We start from the raw sequence: 17560 nt of genomic DNA, 5'->3' as shown, positions 1-17560 counted from the left end.
CGAGAACGCCGCCACCCCCGGCCCGCCCGACGCCGAACCGGCCAACCCACCTCCACCCGACTCCGACCAGACCGATTCCGGCGAGGAAAGCCGCCAGGTTCCCCGCCGCACACCCGCCCACCCGGAAACCCGCCACACACCCGTCCATCCGGAAATTTCCCACCCGGCCGACCCTTCGGCCAGCGTGAACGCCGACTTCCCGCACCCCGGCCCGCACGCCGAGTCACATAACGGGCAGTTGGGGCCGACACGCTGGGGCAGCGCCTCCATGCAAGCCGGAGGGGCTGTTCCTCACGGCGAAGGAGCTTCAGAGCTCTCGCCCATGTGGGGTTTGGTCCAGGGGGAGGGCGCCTCGCCCGAGGGAGGGGTTGTTCCGCCTGTTGACGCCGGTTCTGATCGTTCGGGCACGTGGGATCAGTGGGCCGGTGTGGACGCACTGGACGCCGACGCTCCGCTCAACGGGCGGCAGGGTACGGAAGCGCCTGCCTGGCGGGGTGGTGAAGGTTCTGACGGTGCCGGGGGAGAGCCGGCGGCCGGGTGGCCGGGGCTGCTGGAGCAGGGGGATGAGGCCGGACTAGGTGCTGCCGGGGTGCTGGGGGCGCTGGGGTTGCCTGTCGGCGGGGGACCGGAAGGGGACGGCTCGCCCGCCGCTGGGCCGGTCATCCCGCCGGTGGAGTTCCTGATGAACCTGGCCATGCCCGCCGCGACGGACGCGGAGACCAGGCGGGGCGTCGCGGACTACGACTGGTTCGACTGGCCGCACCGGCCGCCGAGACTCGCCGAGAGCAGACCGTACGACGCGCCGGGCGGGCTGGCGCGGCCGGACCCGCAGGTCGAGCAGGACCTGGTGCTGGCGGTGGAGCCGGGGGTCCGGTTCCCCGACCCGCGCGGCACGTGGGTGCGGCTGATCAACGGCGGCGGCCCGGCCGACGACCCGTTCCGGGCCTCGAACGCCGCCGACTGCGCGCTGTCCGTGCTGTCCACCTGGCACGGCGAGCCCGCCGCCGCCGCGCCGCGCACTCCCGGGTACGACGCCATCGGCCGGCCGCTGCTGACCGGCGAGACGGGCAGCACCGCCCGGATGGAGCGCTGGGCCGGGCAGCGCTTCCAGTACGCCGGGCAGGGGCGGCACGCGTACCCGATGCTCGCCCACCGCCTGCGCGAGGCCGGGCACGGTGCGTCGGCGATCATCGTGGTCCGCTGGCCCGCCGGCGGGTCGCACGCCTGGAACGCGGTCAACTACCAGGACGAGATCATCTGGATCGACGCCCAGCGGGGGCACATGGCCGTCGAACCCCTCTACACCACCGTGACCGGGGTGTTCTGCATCATCCTCGACAGGCAGGGGCAACCGCGATGAACCTGGACCAGGCCAGGGCGCTGGCGGAGGAGTACTTCAACGGGGTCCGCCCGGCGGAGGAGGCGCTGCCGGTCGGGATCTACGGGTTCGGCGACGGGTACGTGGCGTGGGCGCGGGAGCCGGAGCCCGACGACCCGGCCCGGCTGCCGGACACGATCGGCGGCGGGTGCGTGGTCATCGACAAGTCGTCGGGCGAGGTGGTGGCCCGTCCTCTGCTGGATCCCGAGTCGGTCGCGGACCTCTGGCCCGGCCGCCACCCTCGCTGAGGCGGGGCCGGGCGCCGCCCCCATCGACGCCCGGCCCGCAGCGGAACTCCCTCTATCCGCTTTCGGTCGCGAATAACCGCATTTATCCGGATTCGGGGGGTGTCAGCTTGCCGCCAGCGACGCCACGATGGACGCCCTGGCCGCCCGCCGCCCCGGCAGGACCGCGGCCACCACCCCGGCCACGCCCGACAGCAGCACGAACAGCCCGATCTGCCCCAGCGGCGCCGAGAAGATCGCCCCCGGCAGCATCGCCCGGACGGCCGCCCAGCCGAACACCAGGCCGAGCGTCACCCCGACCACCGCGCCGATGACCCCCAGCACCAGCGCCTCGACCGACAACATCCGCCGCAGCTGCGGCCTGGTCAGCCCGAGCGCCCGCAGCAGCGCCGACTCCCTGGTCCGCTCGTGCACCGACAGGGAGAGCGTGTTGGCGATGCCCAGCAGCGAGATGAGGATCGACAGCCCGAGCAGCCCGGTGATGATCATCAGCAGCATGTCCAGCGTCTCCTCGAACTCCCCGCGCACCTCGGTCGCGCTCTGCATCCGGACCGTCGGGTACGGGTCGATGGCCGCCTTCACGACCGCCCGCGCCTGGTCGGCGGAGACCCCGTCGGCGATGTTGATCAGCACCCGCCTGTCCGGGACCTCCCCGAACAGCTCCGTGAACTGCTCCGGCGCCAGGGTGAGCGGTGGCACCGGCGCCTCGTCGTCCACCACCGCCACCACCTTCAGCGGCACGACGTCCGCCTCGGTGCCGAGCCGCAGCGTGTCGCCGGCCCCCATCCTCAGGTCCTTCGCGACGTACTCGGCGAGCGCCACCTGACCGGGGCCCAGCTCCGGCAGCTCGCCGGAGACCGTCTTCGGATGGATCGGCCCCTCGTACGTGCCGGCCCGCACTTTCACCTCGCCCACGGTCGCCTCGGTCTCGCGGACCCGCAGCACCGCCTCCAGCTCCGGGCGGCCCGCCAGTTCCTCGCCGATCGACTGGGGAAAGCCCTCCGAGTAGGTCTGGGCCGTGAGCGCGTAGTCGATGGGGAACTGCTCGTCCAGCTTGTGCGTGACCGACACCCGGGTGGACGCGGTGACCACCGAGATCAGCGTCATCAGCGTCACGCCGATCGTCAGCGCGACCGTCGTGGTCGCGGCCCGCTTCGGGTTGCGGCCCGAGTTGTCCACCGCCAGCCGCCCCGGCACTCCGAACAGCTTGGCCGGAACCCAGCCGATCAGCGCGCTCAGCGGCCTGACCAGCACCGGGCCGAGGATCAGCACGCCCAGGAAGGTCACCACCCCGCCGGCCATCACCACGACCAGCGAGAGCTGCTCGCCCGAGGGCATCACCAGCGCCCCGGCACCCGCCACGCCCAGCCCGGCCAGCAGGAAGAGGCAGGCGACGACCGCCCGCAGCACGCCCGTACGGAAGACCTGCTCCTCTACCTGCGTGCGCAGCGCGGCCACCGGCGCGACCCGGGTCGCGGTCCGCGCGGGCAGCACCGCGGCGCCGACGGTGACGACCAGGCCCACACCCAGGCCGGCGGCGATCGTCTCCGGCGTCAGCGCGAGCGCCGTCTCGGTCGGCAGCGGCGCGTCCAGGCGGTCCAGGATCGTGAGGGCGAGCGCGGCCAGCCCGTACCCGGCCGCGAGCCCGGCCGCCGACGCCGACAGGGCGATCACCACCGACTCGATCAGGACCGCGCCGAACACCTGGCTCCGGGTGGCCCCGATGCAGCGCAGCAGCGCCATCTCGCGGGTCCGCTGCGCCACCAGGATGTTGAACGTGTTGTAGATGACCAGCGCCGCCACGAACATCGACACCAGGCCGAACATGAGCAGCCCGACCGTCAGCGCCTGAATCTCCAGACCGGCCTTCCGGGCCAGGTCGGCGGCCAGTTCGTCGCCGGTCCACACCTTGTGCCCGGCGCCCGCCGCGGCGGCCACGGCCTGCTTGAGCGCGGCCGGGTCGTCGCCGGCGACGTCGATCTCGGCGAAGCCCTCCGCGCCGGTCATCCGCTGGGCCGTGGCGGTGGTGAAGCCGACCGCGCCGGTGAACGCCAGGTTCTGGTCGACACCCGGGTCCAGAAGACCGACCAGCTTGAAGGTGTGCGCGCGCTGGCGGCTGTCGAGCACCGTGATCGTGTCGCCGACCCGGAAGCCCTCGGCCTTGGCCGTGTTCTCGTCGAGCACCGCCGCCCGGTCGTCCGAACCGGGGCCGGTCCCGCTGACGATCGTGGTCCGGTCCAGCTCGCCCGTGACGATCGACACCGCCGTGGTGGGCAGGCTGCCGACGGCCTTGCCGTCCTTGCCCAGCAGCGGCGCGCTCCCGCGTACGAGACCCTGGGCCTCACGCACGCCGGGCACGTCCCGCACCCGGTCCAGCACCTCCGGCTCGATCGTGCCGCCGGGCTTGCCGGGCAGCACGGCGACCGCGACCTTGTCCGCGTCGGCCGTGACCCGCTGGGAGAAACCGGCCTGGATCGTGTCGTTCAGCACGAACGTACCCGCGATGAACGCCACCCCCAGCATGATCGCCAGAGATGTCAGCATCAGGCGGAGCCGGTGCGCCCGCAGCCCCGCCAGGGCCGTCTTCAGCACCTCACGCCTCCAGCTTCATCAGCGTGTCCAGCACCGTCTGCGGCGTGGGCGCGGGCAGCTCGTCCACCAGCCGTCCGTCGCGCAGGAACACCACCCGGTCGGCGTACGAGGCCGCCATCGGATCGTGCGTCACCATGACGATCGTCTGCCCCAGCTCCCGCACCGACGCGCGCAGGAACGACAGCACCTCCGCGCCGCTGCGCGAGTCCAGGTTGCCCGTCGGCTCGTCCGCGAAGATCACCTGCGGCTTGCTGATCAGCGCCCTGGCCACCGCGACCCGCTGCTGCTGACCGCCCGACAGCTCCGACGGCCGATGCCCCAGCCGGTCGCGCAGCCCCACCGTGTCGATCACCCGGTCGTACAGGACCTGGTCCGGCTGGCGGGCGGCGATCCGCAGCGGCAGCAGGATGTTCTCCTCCGCGCTCAGCGTCGGCAGCAGGTTGAACGCCTGGAAGACGAAGCCGATCCGCTCCCGGCGCAGCAGCGTGAGCTGCTTGTCGCCGAGCCCGGTCAGCTCCACGTCGCCGACGCGCACGCTGCCCGAGGTGGCCGTGTCCAGACCGGCCAGGCAGTGCATCAGCGTGGACTTGCCCGAACCCGACGGGCCCATGATGGCGGTGAAGGCGCCGGTGGCGAACGACACGTCCACCTCACGCAGCGCGTGCACCCGGGCGTCGCCCTCGCCGTACACCTTCGTCAGCGCCTCGGCCACCACGGCGGGAGGGGCCTGGTGCCGGGACTTGGTGAGAGTCACGTTCACTCCTAGACAGGGATTTCCGAACGCGACTCACGCTAGGGCCGGGAAACCGCCGATCCCTGGGCCCAGAGGAGGGACTTCTCCTGCGCCGTCAGACGACCCCCATCAGCCGTTCGGCCGATACGACGGCACGATCAGCCCCGCCTCGTAGGCGTACACCACCACCTGAGCCCGGTCCCGCAGCCCCAGCTTGGCCAGCACCCGCCCCAGATGCGTCTTCACCGTCGCCTCCGCCACCTCCAGCTCGGCGGCGATCTCCATGTTGGACCGGCCCCGCGCCACCATCATCAGCACCTCGCGCTCGCGCGGCGTCAGCTCCGCCGCCGCGGCCCGCGACTCCGACGGCAGGTAGCCGGCGAACCGGTCCAGCATCCGCTTCAGCGTCGGCGGCGACACCACCGCGTCGCCCGCGTGCACCGACCGGATCGCGCTCACCAGCTCGGCCGGGGGCACGTCCTTCAGCAGGAAGCCCGAGGCGCCCGCCTTGATGGCCGCGAACACGTACTCGTCCAGATCGAACGTCGTCAGGATGAGCACCTTCGGCCCGTGGATGTGGCGGATCGCCTCCACCCCGTCCATCCGCGGCATGCGCACGTCCATCAGCACCACGTCCACCTCGACGGAGCGCAGCAGCTCCACCGCCTGCACCCCGTCGCCGGCCTCCGCCACCACCTCGATGTCGTGCTGCGCCCCGAGCACCATCCGGAACCCCGCCCGGAGCAGCTCCTGGTCGTCGACCAGCATCACCCGGACAACCTCGCCCACCGAGCCTCCCTAAGCCGCCCTGGCCCGCGGCACCGGCACCCTGGCCAGCACCTCGAAACCGCCGCCCGGGCGCGGCCCCGCCGTGACCGCGCCCCCGTACATGCCGACCCGCTCCCGCATCCCCACCAGCCCGTGACCACCCGAGGCGAGCGGCACCGCGGCCCCCCGGCCGTCGTCGGACACCCGCACCACCAGCTCCGGGCCCGCGTAGTCCAGCTCCACCACGGCCCGCACCCCCGGGCCGCCGTGCTTGAGCGCGTTCGTCAGCGCCTCCTGCACGATGCGGTAGACCGCGAGCTGCACCCCCTCCGGCAGCTCCACCGGCGTCCCGCCGACCCGCAGCGTCGCCGGGAGCCCGGCCTTGCGCACCAGGTCCTCGAGCTGCGCCAGGCCCGGCTGCGGCGTGTACTCGGTGCCGCCGCCGCTCTCGTCCTCCTTGAGCACGCCCACCAGCCTGCGCATCTCCGCCAGCGCCTCCCGGCCGGTCACGGAGATCGTCCGCACCGCCTGCCGGGCCTGCTCGGCGTCGGAGCCGATCGCGTAACCCGCGCCGTCCGCCTGCACCACCATCACGCTCACATGGTGGGCCACCACGTCGTGCAGCTCCCGGGCGATCCGCGCCCGCTCGGCCGCCGCGGCCATCCGGGCCCGCTGGTCGCGCTCCAGCTCCGCCCGCCTGGCCCGCTCCTCCAGGCTCTCCAGGTAACGCCGGCGCGTGCCCGCGTACAGCCCGGCCAGCCAGACCGTCACCACCAATATCGACCCGGACGTGAACATCCCCAGCGTCGGCGTGTCCCACCGCAGCAGCACCAGGAACACCCCGAGCTCGGCCACCAGCAGCGCCGCCAGCGCCCACCGGAACGCGCACCGCGCCGCCACCGACCAGAGCGCCACCAGCACCAGGAGGTTCGACGGCAGCACGTCCACGCCCGCCACCCACTGCCCGAAGCTCACCAGCGAGACGGCCGAGAACGCCACCAGCGGCCGCCGCCACCACACCAGCACCGGCGTCAGCAGCAGCAGCGCCAAGACGAGATACCCGAACCGCCAGCCGGGCGCGTAGATCACCTGAGGGACCAGCGGCAGAAGGACCAGGACCGCCCAGAGCGCCACCCGCAGGGCGTCCATCAGCCTCTCGCGGCGCGACCACTCCTTCACCCTGCCGAACACATCCATACGATACGGACGCGAACGGACGCCGGGCTCAGCCTTGAGGGTGAGCTACGCCTACGACCCAGGTCTTACGCCACGCTTACGGATCATCCGGCACCGTAGTACCAGGGAACGCCCTTCAGGGTGAGTAAAGGGAGATCGTGATGACAGATCATGATCGCGACGCCGGGTCGCGTGGCGGGGATCCACCGCGCGACCCGAGCCGCCCGGAACCGGCCCCCTACGGCCATCCCTACGGCGGCCACTTCCACGGCGGCGCCGCGGGACCGGGCTGGGGCCCGCTGCCCCCGCCGCCGCCTCCTCCCAAGCCGGCCGTCCACGAGTTCTTCCGCCGCAAGCAGACCCAGATCGTCGGCGCCGCGCTCGCCGGGCTCGTCGTCGGCGGCATCCTCGGTGGCAGCGCCGTCGCCCTGACCGGCACCCTCATCGACCGGCCCGGCCCGAGCGCGCGGCTCTTCCAGGAAGGGCCGGGACTCCCCGACCGGGAAGGCCCGTACTGCTACGAATCCAGAAGCCGCGTGATCTGCGACGTCAACCCGGCGCCCCTCCGCACCGGCTAGCGCCCCGGCGCCTCTACGCACAGGCCGGAGCCCCGGGGCGAGGCCGGCGCCGGTCCATGCCGGGGATTTCGATAGGCTGCGGCGCGCAGCCGATCATCGGGGGAGCCAGCATGGCGGAACAGCAGCCAGACACGTCCGCGCGGCCCGTCGTCGCGCTCGTGCCCGAACCGCGCGGCCTCGACGCGCTGGCCGCCGTCGAGGGCGTCACCCCGCTCCTGTACGACGTGCACGCCGAACCACCGGAAGGCGCCGAGAACGCCGAGGTCATCGTCGTCCCCTCCCGCCCGGTCGACCGCGTCCTCGCCCTCATCGACCGGCTCCCCGCGCTCCGCCTCGTCCAGACCCTCAGCGCCGGCACCGACTCCTGGACCGGCCTGCCCGCCCACCTCACCCTGTCGAGCGCGGCCGGCGCCCATGGTGCCGCCGTCGCCGAATGGGCCGCCGCCACCCTGCTGGCCGTCGCCCGCGGCCTGCCCGCCTACGCCCAGGAGCAGGCCGCCGCCCGCTGGCAGCCGCACCCCACCGACACGCTCTGGGACAAGCGGGTGCTCGTCATCGGCGCCGGTGACCTCGGCACCAGACTCCGCGCCTGCCTGGAGCCGTTCGGCGCCCGCGTCACCCTGATGGCCCGCCGCCCCCGCCCCGGCGTCGTCACCATGTCCGACCTCCCGGCCCTCCTGCCGGACCAGGACGTGGTCGCCCTCATGCTGCCCCTCACCCCCGAGACCCGCCACCTGGCCGACAAGGACTTCCTCGCCGCCATGAAGGACGGCGCCATCCTCCTCAACGCCGCCCGCGGCCCCATCGTCGACACCGAGGCCCTGCTCGCCGAGACCCGCACCGGCCGCCTGCGCGCCATCCTCGACGTCACCGACCCCGAACCGCTGCCCCCGGACCACGCCCTCTGGCACGCCCCGGGCGTCCTCATCACCCCCCACGTCGCGGGCAACGTCCCCCAGGCCGACGACCGCGCCTGGCAGGTCGCCGCCGCCCAGATCGCCCGGTACGCCCGCGGAGAGCAACCGGCCAACACGGTCTCGTGAGCTGTGGCGTTGTTCCGCCAGAGCTCGATGTCGGCCAGGGCGACGAACCCCGCCGAGTGACGCAGCGAACGACAGCTCTGCTGGGCAACCGGTGGAACCCGCTTAGGCCAGATCATCGTGCACGAGCACACCGAGATCGAAGCGGCGTTCGTGGGGGAGGCTGGAAACGACGGGTCAAGTGTTCGCGAGGTCGTGCAGTGCTGGTGCCGGCGAGGAGGACGCGGGTGCGGTGGAGGTGGAGCTGGACCAACGATCCTGCCCGCGGCTATCGACCCCGGCAAGACGAAACCCCCGACCCGTGGGATCGAGGGTTTTCGATGTATGAGACATCACAAGAGTAGGGCCGGTGGGATTCGAACCCACACTACCAGCCACCTAAAAGCTGTGCCTCTGCCATTGGGCTACGGCCCCTTAACCTTTCCCTTACCGGCGAAGTTCGCGGTCTGAGAATGGCAATTCGGGCAGAGGAATCGCAAATTCTCCAGTCGATTGTCGAGCCAGTCGCCGTTGATGTGGTCGACGTGGAGAGTGAGCGGGTTTCCCTGCCACGTGCCGTCAATCTTACAGGCTGCGCACGCGTACGGTAGACCGGCTTCCTGCATCGCCCGGCGCAGCGCGGGGGCCTTCTCCCGGATGGACCCCGGCGGGCGGAGGACGAGTATTTGCTGATGGGAGCGGAGGGTGGCGGGCGCCCTTCCCTTGCCGTGCGCCCGGCCCGTGAAGTGTGAGGTGTCGATGGCGTAGTGCTTCAGGCGGCGGCTGATGTGTGCGTGGCTGCCGCCGGTCCACCTGATGCCCAGGCGGCGCAGCACGTCGGCGACGCTGAGTGAAGCCGCCGCCGCCTCGGCCAGCATCTCTCGCGTGTACTTCTGATAAGCGGCCATGTCGGTAGGCTAGAAAAGCCTACCGACAATTATGAAAGTCGTGGCCGCGGAAAATCCCTTTTTGCTAGGAAAGGCCGAGCTTCTTCTTGAGGCTGGATACGTGGCCGGTGGCGCGGACGTTGTAGAGGGCCTGCTCGATCTTCCCGTCGGGGTCGATGACGAAGGTGGAGCGGATCACCCCCTGGACCTCCTTGCCGTAGAGCTTCTTGAGCCCGTACGCCCCGTACGCCCGGTGGACCTCCAGCTCCGGGTCCGACAGCAGCGGGAAGGTCAGGGCGTCGCGTTCGGCGAACTTGGCCAGCTTGGCGGGCTTGTCCTTGGAGACGCCCAGGACGACGTAGCCCTCGGCGGTGAGCTGGGCCAGGTTGTCGCGGAAGTCGCAGGCCTGCTTGGTGCAGCCGGGTGTCATCGCGGCGGGGTAGAAGTAGAGGATCACCCGCTTGCCGCGGTGGTCGGCGAGAGAGACGCTGCCGCCGTCGGAGGTGGGCAGCGTGAACTCGGGCGCGGCGTCGCCGGGCGCGAGCTTGGTTTCGGTCATGAGGTCCTCCCGTGGTTCTCCTGTGAACCTACCGGCCGGGCTGGCGTGCCGTCCGGGGCGCTGACCTGACAGACTGATCGGCACGAGCAGGAGCGCGCCGGAAGGAGAGTCATGGCTGACACCGATCCCGATGAGCTGGAGCGGCGGATCGCGCGGACGCGCGCGGAGTTGGCGCAGACGGTCGACGCCATCGCCGACCGGGTGAGTCCGAAGCGGGTCGCCGAGCGCACGGTGGCGGACGTGAAGACGCGGGCGGGGCTGCTGGCGTCGCAGGTGGGTGACGCGCTGGGGCTCGCGCCGCGGCCGGTGGAGCCGGGGAGCGACCCGGACCGGGTGTGGGACGAGGAGCCTGATCTGGGGCCGGTGCTGATCGGGGTGGGTGCGGTGCTGGTGCTGGGGGCGGCCTGGGTGCTGTGGCGGCGGCGCCGGCGCCGGTAGCGGTCAGGGAAAACCGGCGGTGGCGCCGGTGCCGGTAGCGGCCAAAGCTGCCGATAGCGGCTAGAGGAAACCGGCGGTGGCGCCGGTGCCGGTAGCGGTTAGAGGAAGGTCCGGCCCTCGCCCCGGTAGGTGGGCACGGTCTCGACGACGGTGTCGCCGTCGACGAGGTGGAGGGTGTCGAAGCGCTCGCACAGCTCGCCCGCCTTGGCGTGCCTGAACCAGACGCGGTCGCCGACGCGCAGGTCCTCGGCGGCCTGGCCGGTGAGGGGGGTCTGCACTTCGCCGGCGCCCTCGTCGGGGCTGTAGCGGAGGCCGGCGGGCAGGTAGGGCTGGGGGACTCGGGCGGGGCCCGGGGGGCCGGAGGCGATGTAGCCGCCGCCGAGCACGGTCACGGTTCCGGGGGCGGGGCGGCGGACGACGGGGAGGGCGAACATCGCGGCGGGCCGTCCGGTGAAGCCGCGGTAGAAGTCGAAGAGCCGGGGGTGGAAGAGCCCGGAGCCTGCGGCGACTTCGGTGACGGCTTTCTCGCGTACGGTGCGTTCGATGGAGCCGGTGCCGCCGCCGTTGACGAATTCGAGGTCGGCGATCTGGCGGACGGCGTTGACGATGCGGCCGCGGCGGAGCACGAGTTCCCTGGCCGAGAGGGTCTGCATGAGGCGGACTGCTCGGCCGTACAGGGCGTTGGGGGGTGCGTCGCCGACGCCGGCGATCTGCGCTTCGTACGCGAGGAGGCCGACGAGGCGGTAGCCGGGGCGTTTGGCGATCTCGGTGGCGAGGGCGGCGGCCTGGGCGGCGTCGCGGACGGGGGAGCGGAGCGCGCCCGCCCTGAACTTCCCGCCGAGCGCGACGAAGCCGGCGTCGATGTCGAGGCAGAGCCGGATCTCGTGGCGGGGGCGGAGGCTGGCGAGGGCCTGGTCCATGTGGGCGAGGTGTTCGGGGGAGTCGATGGTGAGGGTGATGTGCCGGGCGGCGTCGGCGTCGCCCGCGAGGGCGGCGAGGGCCTGGCGGTCGGCGGTGGGGTAGGCGACGACGATGTCGGTGTGGCCGTGGGAGGCCAGCCAGAGCGCTTCGGGCAGGGTGAAGGCGAGCAGGCCGCGGAAGCCGTCGAGGGCCAGCACCTGCTCCAGCAGCGGCCGGGATCTGAGGGATTTGGTGGCCACCCGGATGGGCTTGCCGGCGGCGCGGCGCGCCATGCTCGCGGCGTTGGCGCGCATCGCGGCCAGGTCGAGGATGGCGAACGGCGGCTCGAGCGCGGCGGTGGCCCGGTCGTAGCGCTGGCGGTCGTCCATACCGGCAGCGTAACGGCATAACCGGCAAATGAACATGAGGACCGTTCGCATTGGTCGTGCCGTCCTGTAATGATCCCGCAAACGGGCGGCGTGGACACGGTCGAGCGACGGCCGGTCCGTGTACCTCTGATGCCTGTGATGACCACGCTGCAGCAGATCCTGCCCGGCACGGCTGCCGCCGTCCGCGACTCCCCGCTCCGCCGCTCCCGGCGGGTGCTCCGACCGGCCCGGACCCCCGCCGCGGTGACGGTGGCGGTGCTGCTGACGGCCGGGTTCGGGCTCACCGCGGCGGAGATCGTCGCGGGCCTGTGGGGGCGGCCGCTCGGGCTGGTCCCGGTGGACGAGGCCGTCGAACTGGCGACCGGGACCTCGTGGCGCGAGCTGTCGCTGCCCGCGCTGGGGGTGGCGCTCGCGGGCCTGGTCCTGCTTCTGCTGGCGGTGCTGCCGGGACGGTCCAGGCTCGTGCCGGTGGAGACCACCGACCCGCTGATCGTCATCGGCATCACCCGCTCCGGGCTGCGCCGCACGCTCCGCGCGGTCGCGCAGCAGGTCGAGGGGGCGGGCAAGACCAAGGTACGGCTGCGCAGGCGGCGCATCGAGGTCACCGTGACGACCGGCCCCGAGTCGTCGGGCGCGATGCTCCGGCAGGTCGGCGCGGCGGTGGGCGACCGGCTGGCGGCGCTGGGCACGCTCGGCACGGGCGAGGTCGTGATGCGGCTGCGCAGGAAGGGGCTGTGATGCGGCAGTACGGAGGAAACCGGGCAGGGCTGGCCGTGGTGGGCGCGGTGCTGCTGGCCGCGGGCGGCTACGCCTGGCTGCGCGGGCAGGGGCATCTCGCCGGGTTCTCGCCGCGGGCCAGGGTGCTGCCCCAGCGCGCCGCCGACGCCCTGGGCGGGCATCCGTGGCCGCTCTGGGTGGTCGCCCTGGTGCTGGTGCTGCTCGCGCTGGTGACGCTCCGGTGGCTGGTGCTCAGCCTGGGCTGGGGCCGGTTCGGCAGGCGGTGCGGCACGGGCACGGCGATGCTCTGCGTGGGCCTGAAGGACACCGAGGGGCTGCAACGGGCCGGGGTGCGGGTGGCCGGCGACCTGGAGGGCGACGCGCGGTTGCGGATCTCGTTCTCCTGCCCTGCGTCGGCGGACGTGGGCATGGTGGTGGGCAAGCTCGACCGGGAGATCGTCGGCCGCATCCGCCGCGAGGTCCGGGACGACGAACTGGGCGCCGTCGTCCGCATCCACGTCCGCCGCCAGGGGCTCAGCACTCGATGACGTTCACCGCGAGGCCGCCGCGGGAGGTCTCCTTGTACTTGTCGAGCATGTCCCGGCCGGTGTCGCGCATGGTCTTGATGGCCTTGTCGAGCGACACGTGATGGCGGCCGTCGCCGCGCAGCGCTATCCGGGCGGCGGTGATGGCCTTGATGGAGGCGACCGCGTTCCGCTCGATGCACGGAATCTGGACCAGGCCGCCGATCGGGTCGCAGGTCAGGCCCAGGTTGTGCTCGATGCCGATCTCGGCGGCGTTCTCCACCTGCTCGGGGGTGCCGCCCAGGACCTCGGTGAGCCCGGCCGAGGCCATCGAGCAGGCCGAGCCGACCTCGCCCTGGCAGCCGACCTCGGCGCCGGAGATGGACGCGTTCTCCTTGAACAGCACGCCGATCGCCGCCGCCGTCAGCAGGAAGCGGATCACGCCCTCGTCGTCGGCGTTCGGGACGAAACGGGAGTAGTACGTGAGCACGGCGGGGATGATGCCCGCCGCGCCGTTGGTCGGGGCGGTGACGACGCGGCCCCCGGCGGCGTTCTCCTCGTTGACCGCCAGGGCGAACAGCGACACCCAGTCCATCGCCTGCAGCGGGTCCGCCTCGGCGGACTCGGTCTGCAGCCGGCGGTGGAGCTGGTGGGCGCGGCGCTTGACCTTGAGCCCGCCCGGCAGCACGCCCTCCTTGGCGATGCCCCGCCCCACGCACTCCGTCATGACCCGCCAGATGTCGAGCAGCCGGGCGCGGATCTCGTCCTCGCCGGGCCCGAACGCCTTCTCGTTCTCCAGCATCAGCCCGGAGATCGACAGGCCGGTGGCCGAGCAGTGCTTGAGCAGTTCCTCGCCGGTGGTGAACGGGTAGGGGAGGACCGTGTCGTCCGGCTTTATCCGGCCGGCGCCGGTGGCGCTCTCGTCGACCACGAAGCCGCCGCCGACCGAGAAGTAGACCTTCTCCCGCAGCGGCTCGCCCGCCTGGTCGAAGGCGGTGAAACGCATCCCGTTCGGGTGTTCCGGCAGCGAGATCTTGCGCTCGAACACCAGGTCCTCGCCGATCACGAACGGGATCTCGCGCTCGCCGAACAGCCGGACCGTGCCCGACTCGCGCATCGCGGCCAGCCGCTCGTCCACGGTGTCGACGTCCACCAACTCGGGTTTCTCGCCCGACAGGCCCAGCAGGACGGCCTTGTCGCTGCCGTGGCCCTTGCCCGTCAGCCCGAGCGACCCGTACAGGATGGCTTGGACCCGCGCTGTACGGTCGAGCAGCCCGTCCTGGCGCAGACCGCGGGCGAACTTGTGGGCGGCGGCCATCGGACCGCCGGTGTGGGAGCTGGACGGGCCGATCCCGATCTTGAAGAGGTCGAAGACGCTGATCGCCATTGACAGGCGCCTTTCACGAGCGGTGCCGGGGCCCGGGCGCGGACCCCGGCGGGTGGGTCAGGACTCGCCCGAGGTCAGGGCGGCGTACTCCTCGGCCGAGAGCAGGTCGTCGGCGTCGCCCTCGGCGCGCACCTTGAACATCCAGCCCTCGCCGTACGGGTCGCTGTTGGCCAGCGACGGGTCGTCCACCAGGGCCTGGTTGACCTCGACCACCTCGCCGCCGACCGGCGTGTAGATCTCGCTCACGGACTTGGTGGACTCGACCTCGCCGACCGAGTCCCCGGCCTCGATGGTCGAGCCGACCTCGGGGAGCTGCACGTACACCACGTCACCGAGGGCTTCGGCGGCGAAGGCCGTGATCCCGATCGTGGCGACCAGGCCGTCCTCCAGACCGGAGATCCACTCGTGCTCCTTGGTGTAGCTCAGGTCGTCAGGGATGTTGCTCACTTGTTCCTCCTGTAGAAGGGCAGCTCGACCACGTCCACGGGTTCTTGCTTGCCCCGGATGTCCACGGCCAGACCTTCGGTGTCGACGCCGGCGTCGATGTAGGCCAGCGCGATGGGCTTGCCCAGCGTCTGCGACGGCGCGCCGCTGGTGACCTCGCCGACGACGGCGCCGTCCTTGGTGACGGGGTAGCCGTGGCGCGGCACCCGGCGGCCGCGCGCGACCAGCCCGGTCAGGCGCCGCCGGGGCGGGTCGTCCTTGACCGCCTCCAGCGCCGGCCTGCCCACGAAGTCGCCAGGCTTGTCGAATTTCACCACCCTGCCCATGCCCGCGTCGAACGGGGTCAGCTCCGCGCTCAGCTCGTTGCCGTACAGCGGCATACCCGCCTCGAGGCGGAGCGTGTCACGGCTGGACAGTCCGGCGGGCTTCAGCCCGTGCGGTTCGCCGGCGGCGGTCAGCGCGTTCCAGAGCGGGACGGCGTCGTCGTTGGCGATGATCAGCTCGAACCCGTCCTCGCCGGTGTAGCCGGTGCGGGCGATGAGCGCGTCGCGGCCGTCGACCCGGCCGGGCGTGATCGTGTAGTACTTGAGGCTCGCGAGGTCGGCGTCGGTGAGGGTGGCGAGGATCTCCTGGGACCGGGGGCCCTGGATGGCGATGAGGGCGTACTGGTCGGAGCGGTCCTCGACCCGTACGTCATACGCCTTCGCACGATTTTTCAGCTCTTCGGCGACTTTTTCGGCGTTGGCCGCGTTGGCCACGACCATGAACTCCTCGTCACCGAGCCGGTAGACGATGAGGTCGTCCAGCACCCGGCCGCGCTCGTCCACGAGCATCGTGTAGCGCGCCCGCCCGTGCCCCATCGCGGACAGGTGTCCCACCAGGGCGTAGTCCAGCGCCTCGCCCGCCTGCGGGCCGGTCAGGAAGATCTCCCCCATGTGGGAGAGGTCGAACAGCCCGGCGGCCTGGCGGACCGCGTTGTGCTCGGCGGACTCGCTGCCGTAGCGGAGCGGCATGAGCCAGCCGGCGAAGTCGGTCAGGGTGGCGCCGAGAGATTCGTGCACGTCTCTCAGCGGTGTCGATCTGGACATGTCTCGCACCTCAGGACAGGATCGGATGCCGGGATCCTCCCCCTCTGTCATCGGTGCCTGAGAGCTTCACCCGGCATTTTTCCGGACTTTCACCTTCGGCGAGGCCGCGTGTGACCTGCTTTCCAGAGGGCACCTCGGCTGTACGGTCCTTTGCCTTGAGAGGTTCGCGGGGAGGGCTTGCTCCTTCAGGGGTCCTGACCGGCTGCCAGGGCACTCTCCCGTACGGCTTTTCACGGTGCTGTGGCCAGCCTAGTGGCCTGAGGGGTGAATTGTCGCGTCTGTCACTTCAGCACGCCGCCACCAGCGCCTCGAAGAGCGCGGGGTCGTCGGCCGCCTCCGCGTGCCACTGGACGGCCAGCGCGAACGGGTGGGAGCCGAGCTCCACGGCCTCGATCGTGCCGTCCGCGGCCGTGGCCGTGACGGTCAGGCCCGCGCCGAGCCGGTCGGCGGCCTGGTGGTGGTAGTGCGGCACGGCGACCGGTCCGGCCCCGAGGAGCTTGGCGATCGTGCTGCCCGGGACGGGACGGACCGGGAGGCGGCCGAACTCGCCGGGGGCGGGGCAGTGCCCGGTGTGGCCGGTCACGTCCGGGAGATGCTGGTGGAGGCTGCCCCCGAGGGCCACGTTGAGGACCTGGAGGCCCCGGCAGATGCCCAGGAAGGGGATCTGGGCCTCCAGCGCGGCGGCCACCACCGCGAACTCCGCCGTATCCCGAAATTTCCGGACGTAGGCGCTGGCGGGATGCGGCGCCTCCCCGTAACGCCCCGGATCGACGTCCCCGCCGCCCGTCAGGATCAGCCCGTCCAGCCGCGGCACCAGCGCCGCCGGATCCCCCGCCGGCGGCAGGAGCACCGGCTGCCCGCCCGCCCGCGCCACCCGCTCCACGTACGTGTACGGCAGCAGCGCCGCGGGCAGCTCCCACACCGTGAACCGCGCGGGCTCCACGTAGGTGCTGATCCCGATGACCGGCCGGCTCATAGCGGCGTCACGTAGGCCCCGGAGATGCCCCCGTCGACCAGGAACTCCGACGCCGTGATGAACGACGCGTCGTCGCTGGCCAGGAAGGCGACCGCGGCGGCGATCTCGGCGGCCTCGGCGAACCGGCCGAGCGGAATGTGCACCAGCCGCCGCCGGGCCCGCTCCGGGTCCTTGGCGAACAACTCCTGGAGCAGCGGCGTGTTCACCGGCCCCGGGCAGAGCGCGTTGACCCGGATGCCCTCGCGGGCGAACTCCACGCCCAGCTCGCGCGACATGGCCAGCACCCCGCCCTTGGCCGCGGTGTAGGAGACCTGCGAGGTCGCCGACCCCATGACGGCCACGAACGAGGCGGTGTTGATGATCGACCCCTTGCCCCGGCGGCGCATGTACGGGATGACGTGCTTGCAGCACAGGTAGACGCTGGTCAGGTTGACCTCCTGGACCCGCCGCCAGGCGTCCATGCCGGTCTCCAGGATGGAGCCGTCGTCGGGCGGCGAGATGCCCGCGTTGTTGAACGCGACGTCCACGCTCCCGTACGTCTCGAACGCCCGCTCGTACATCCGCGCCACGTCGGGCTCGCTGGTCACGTCCGCCCTGACGAACAGGCCGCCGACCTCGGTGGCGGCCTTGGCACCGGCCTCCTCGTCGATGTCGGCGCAGACGACCCGGGCGCCCTCGGCGGCGAGCCGGTGCGCGGTGGCCAGGCCGATGCCGCTGCCCGCCCCGGTGATGACCGCCACGCGGTCCAGCAGTCGCTGCATG

The 17560-nt window shown here is 72.1% G+C and carries 19 protein-coding genes, 1 tRNA gene and 1 riboswitch; of the genes, 7 read left to right on the top strand and 13 right to left on the bottom strand.

Translation table 11 applies throughout. The features are described 5' to 3' along the window. The first annotated feature begins 427 nt into the window (after window positions 1–427). Window positions 428–1360, top strand: a complete 933-nt coding sequence (locus AB0J42_RS15185) for a toxin glutamine deamidase domain-containing protein (protein WP_364293808.1) — start codon at window positions 428–430, stop codon at window positions 1358–1360. Further along, window positions 1357–1626 (top strand): hypothetical protein, encoded by a 270-nt coding sequence (locus AB0J42_RS15180; protein WP_364293805.1) that lies wholly within the window; start codon window positions 1357–1359, stop codon window positions 1624–1626. The genes AB0J42_RS15185 and AB0J42_RS15180 overlap by 4 nt, the downstream gene beginning before the upstream one ends. A gap of 102 nt (window positions 1627–1728) precedes the next feature. Here AB0J42_RS15180 and AB0J42_RS15175 read toward each other — a convergent pair whose 3' ends face one another. From AB0J42_RS15175 to AB0J42_RS15160, 4 genes are all read right to left on the bottom strand, one after another. After that, window positions 1729–4215 (bottom strand): FtsX-like permease family protein, encoded by a 2487-nt coding sequence (locus AB0J42_RS15175; RefSeq protein ID WP_364293802.1) that lies wholly within the window; start codon window positions 4213–4215, stop codon window positions 1729–1731. 1 nt (window position 4216) lies between these two features. Continuing rightward, window positions 4217–4969: an ABC transporter ATP-binding protein gene (locus tag AB0J42_RS15170; RefSeq protein WP_364293799.1), complete on the bottom strand. Its 753-nt coding sequence runs from the start codon at window positions 4967–4969 to the stop codon at window positions 4217–4219. Window positions 4970–5077: 108 nt separating this feature from the next. Next, a complete protein-coding gene (locus tag AB0J42_RS15165; protein ID WP_364294072.1) occupies window positions 5078–5716 on the bottom strand; it encodes a response regulator transcription factor in 639 nt (212 codons plus the stop codon). A 30-nt stretch (window positions 5717–5746) separates the two neighbouring features. Beyond that, window positions 5747–6907 carry a histidine kinase gene (locus AB0J42_RS15160; RefSeq protein ID WP_364293796.1) on the bottom strand — a complete coding sequence of 387 codons (1161 nt, stop codon included), beginning with the start codon at window positions 6905–6907 and terminating at the stop codon, window positions 5747–5749. 146 nt (window positions 6908–7053) lie between these two features. Here AB0J42_RS15160 and AB0J42_RS15155 point away from each other — a divergent pair, with 146 nt between their 5' ends. Further along, window positions 7054–7470: a hypothetical protein gene (locus tag AB0J42_RS15155; RefSeq protein WP_364293793.1), complete on the top strand. Its 417-nt coding sequence runs from the start codon at window positions 7054–7056 to the stop codon at window positions 7468–7470. 110 nt (window positions 7471–7580) lie between these two features. Continuing rightward, window positions 7581–8513 (top strand): NAD(P)-dependent oxidoreductase, encoded by a 933-nt coding sequence (locus tag AB0J42_RS15150; RefSeq protein ID WP_364293790.1) that lies wholly within the window; start codon window positions 7581–7583, stop codon window positions 8511–8513. 338 nt (window positions 8514–8851) lie between these two features. Here the strand turns inward: AB0J42_RS15150 and AB0J42_RS15145 are convergent. The 3 genes from AB0J42_RS15145 to bcp all read right to left on the bottom strand — a co-directional run bounded on the left by AB0J42_RS15145 (window position 8852) and on the right by bcp (window position 9935). Next, window positions 8852–8924: transfer RNA gene (locus AB0J42_RS15145), tRNA-Leu, on the bottom strand. Beyond that, on the bottom strand, window positions 8915–9397 hold the full coding sequence (locus AB0J42_RS15140) for an HNH endonuclease signature motif containing protein (protein WP_364293787.1): 483 nt from the start codon (window positions 9395–9397) through the stop codon (window positions 8915–8917). The genes AB0J42_RS15145 and AB0J42_RS15140 overlap by 10 nt, the downstream gene beginning before the upstream one ends. Window positions 9398–9461: 64 nt before the next feature. Beyond that, window positions 9462–9935: a thioredoxin-dependent thiol peroxidase gene (gene bcp / locus AB0J42_RS15135; protein ID WP_364293784.1), complete on the bottom strand. Its 474-nt coding sequence runs from the start codon at window positions 9933–9935 to the stop codon at window positions 9462–9464. A gap of 111 nt (window positions 9936–10046) precedes the next feature. Here bcp and AB0J42_RS15130 point away from each other — a divergent pair, with 111 nt between their 5' ends. Continuing rightward, window positions 10047–10373 carry a DUF3618 domain-containing protein gene (locus AB0J42_RS15130; protein ID WP_364293781.1) on the top strand — a complete coding sequence of 109 codons (327 nt, stop codon included), beginning with the start codon at window positions 10047–10049 and terminating at the stop codon, window positions 10371–10373. A gap of 98 nt (window positions 10374–10471) precedes the next feature. Here the strand turns inward: AB0J42_RS15130 and AB0J42_RS15125 are convergent, their stop codons facing one another. Continuing rightward, window positions 10472–11662: an amino acid deaminase/aldolase gene (locus AB0J42_RS15125; RefSeq protein ID WP_364293778.1), complete on the bottom strand. Its 1191-nt coding sequence runs from the start codon at window positions 11660–11662 to the stop codon at window positions 10472–10474. Between the two features lie 138 nt (window positions 11663–11800). Between AB0J42_RS15125 and AB0J42_RS15120 the strand changes: the two genes are divergently transcribed. Both AB0J42_RS15120 and AB0J42_RS15115 read left to right on the top strand, forming a co-directional pair. Next, window positions 11801–12400, top strand: a complete 600-nt coding sequence (locus AB0J42_RS15120; protein ID WP_364293775.1) for a DUF6286 domain-containing protein — start codon at window positions 11801–11803, stop codon at window positions 12398–12400. Next, entirely contained in the window at window positions 12400–12927 is a 528-nt protein-coding gene (locus AB0J42_RS15115; protein WP_364293772.1) for a hypothetical protein, read from the top strand. Before AB0J42_RS15120 ends, AB0J42_RS15115 begins: the two co-directional genes overlap by 1 nt. On the opposite strand, the gene AB0J42_RS15110 is transcribed toward AB0J42_RS15115, so the two are convergent. The 5 genes from AB0J42_RS15110 to AB0J42_RS15090 form a co-directional block, all read right to left on the bottom strand. Then, on the bottom strand, window positions 12914–14290 hold the full coding sequence (locus AB0J42_RS15110; RefSeq protein WP_364293770.1) for an L-serine ammonia-lyase: 1377 nt from the start codon (window positions 14288–14290) through the stop codon (window positions 12914–12916). The two genes, AB0J42_RS15115 and AB0J42_RS15110, sit on opposite strands and share 14 nt — an antisense overlap. A 57-nt stretch (window positions 14291–14347) precedes the next feature. After that, on the bottom strand, window positions 14348–14737 hold the full coding sequence (gene gcvH, locus AB0J42_RS15105) for a glycine cleavage system protein GcvH (RefSeq protein WP_364293768.1): 390 nt from the start codon (window positions 14735–14737) through the stop codon (window positions 14348–14350). After that, window positions 14734–15822 (bottom strand): glycine cleavage system aminomethyltransferase GcvT, encoded by a 1089-nt coding sequence (gene gcvT / locus AB0J42_RS15100; RefSeq protein ID WP_364293766.1) that lies wholly within the window; start codon window positions 15820–15822, stop codon window positions 14734–14736. The genes gcvH and gcvT overlap by 4 nt, the downstream gene beginning before the upstream one ends. Before the next feature lie 133 nt (window positions 15823–15955). Next, window positions 15956–16053, bottom strand: a riboswitch (glycine riboswitch). Between the two features lie 55 nt (window positions 16054–16108). Then, window positions 16109–16798, bottom strand: coding sequence for a gamma-glutamyl-gamma-aminobutyrate hydrolase family protein (locus AB0J42_RS15095; RefSeq protein WP_364293763.1), 690 nt, complete (start codon window positions 16796–16798; stop codon window positions 16109–16111). Further along, a complete protein-coding gene (locus AB0J42_RS15090; RefSeq protein ID WP_364293760.1) occupies window positions 16795–17559 on the bottom strand; it encodes a 3-oxoacyl-ACP reductase in 765 nt (254 codons plus the stop codon). Before AB0J42_RS15090 ends, AB0J42_RS15095 begins: the two co-directional genes overlap by 4 nt. Window position 17560 lies beyond the last annotated feature (1 nt).

It is taken from the genome of Nonomuraea sp. NPDC049649 (genome assembly GCF_040675175.1).
Lineage (GTDB): Bacteria > Actinomycetota > Actinomycetes > Streptosporangiales > Streptosporangiaceae > Nonomuraea.
This window is presented reverse-complemented; position numbering and strand designations above follow the sequence as displayed.

What these genes read in the sequence shown, in the direction of transcription:
- AB0J42_RS15150 (WP_364293790.1), top strand. Translation starts at nt 7,581, where the DNA reads ATGGCGGAACAGCAGCCAGACACGTCCGCGCGGCCCGTCGTCGCGCTC.
- gcvT (WP_364293766.1), bottom strand. Translation starts at nt 15,822, where the DNA reads ATGTCCAGATCGACACCGCTGAGAGACGTGCACGAATCTCTCGGCGCC.
- AB0J42_RS15165 (WP_364294072.1), bottom strand. Translation starts at nt 5,716, where the DNA reads ATGCTGGTCGACGACCAGGAGCTGCTCCGGGCGGGGTTCCGGATGGTG.
- AB0J42_RS15115 (WP_364293772.1), top strand. Translation starts at nt 12,400, where the DNA reads ATGCGGCAGTACGGAGGAAACCGGGCAGGGCTGGCCGTGGTGGGCGCG.
- bcp (WP_364293784.1), bottom strand. Translation starts at nt 9,935, where the DNA reads ATGACCGAAACCAAGCTCGCGCCCGGCGACGCCGCGCCCGAGTTCACG.
- AB0J42_RS15180 (WP_364293805.1), top strand. Translation starts at nt 1,357, where the DNA reads ATGAACCTGGACCAGGCCAGGGCGCTGGCGGAGGAGTACTTCAACGGG.
- AB0J42_RS15090 (WP_364293760.1), bottom strand. Translation starts at nt 17,559, where the DNA reads ATGCAGCGACTGCTGGACCGCGTGGCGGTCATCACCGGGGCGGGCAGC.
- AB0J42_RS15140 (WP_364293787.1), bottom strand. Translation starts at nt 9,397, where the DNA reads ATGGCCGCTTATCAGAAGTACACGCGAGAGATGCTGGCCGAGGCGGCG.
- AB0J42_RS15155 (WP_364293793.1), top strand. Translation starts at nt 7,054, where the DNA reads ATGACAGATCATGATCGCGACGCCGGGTCGCGTGGCGGGGATCCACCG.
- AB0J42_RS15095 (WP_364293763.1), bottom strand. Translation starts at nt 16,798, where the DNA reads ATGAGCCGGCCGGTCATCGGGATCAGCACCTACGTGGAGCCCGCGCGG.
- AB0J42_RS15125 (WP_364293778.1), bottom strand. Translation starts at nt 11,662, where the DNA reads ATGGACGACCGCCAGCGCTACGACCGGGCCACCGCCGCGCTCGAGCCG.
- AB0J42_RS15130 (WP_364293781.1), top strand. Translation starts at nt 10,047, where the DNA reads ATGGCTGACACCGATCCCGATGAGCTGGAGCGGCGGATCGCGCGGACG.
- AB0J42_RS15110 (WP_364293770.1), bottom strand. Translation starts at nt 14,290, where the DNA reads ATGGCGATCAGCGTCTTCGACCTCTTCAAGATCGGGATCGGCCCGTCC.
- AB0J42_RS15120 (WP_364293775.1), top strand. Translation starts at nt 11,801, where the DNA reads ATGACCACGCTGCAGCAGATCCTGCCCGGCACGGCTGCCGCCGTCCGC.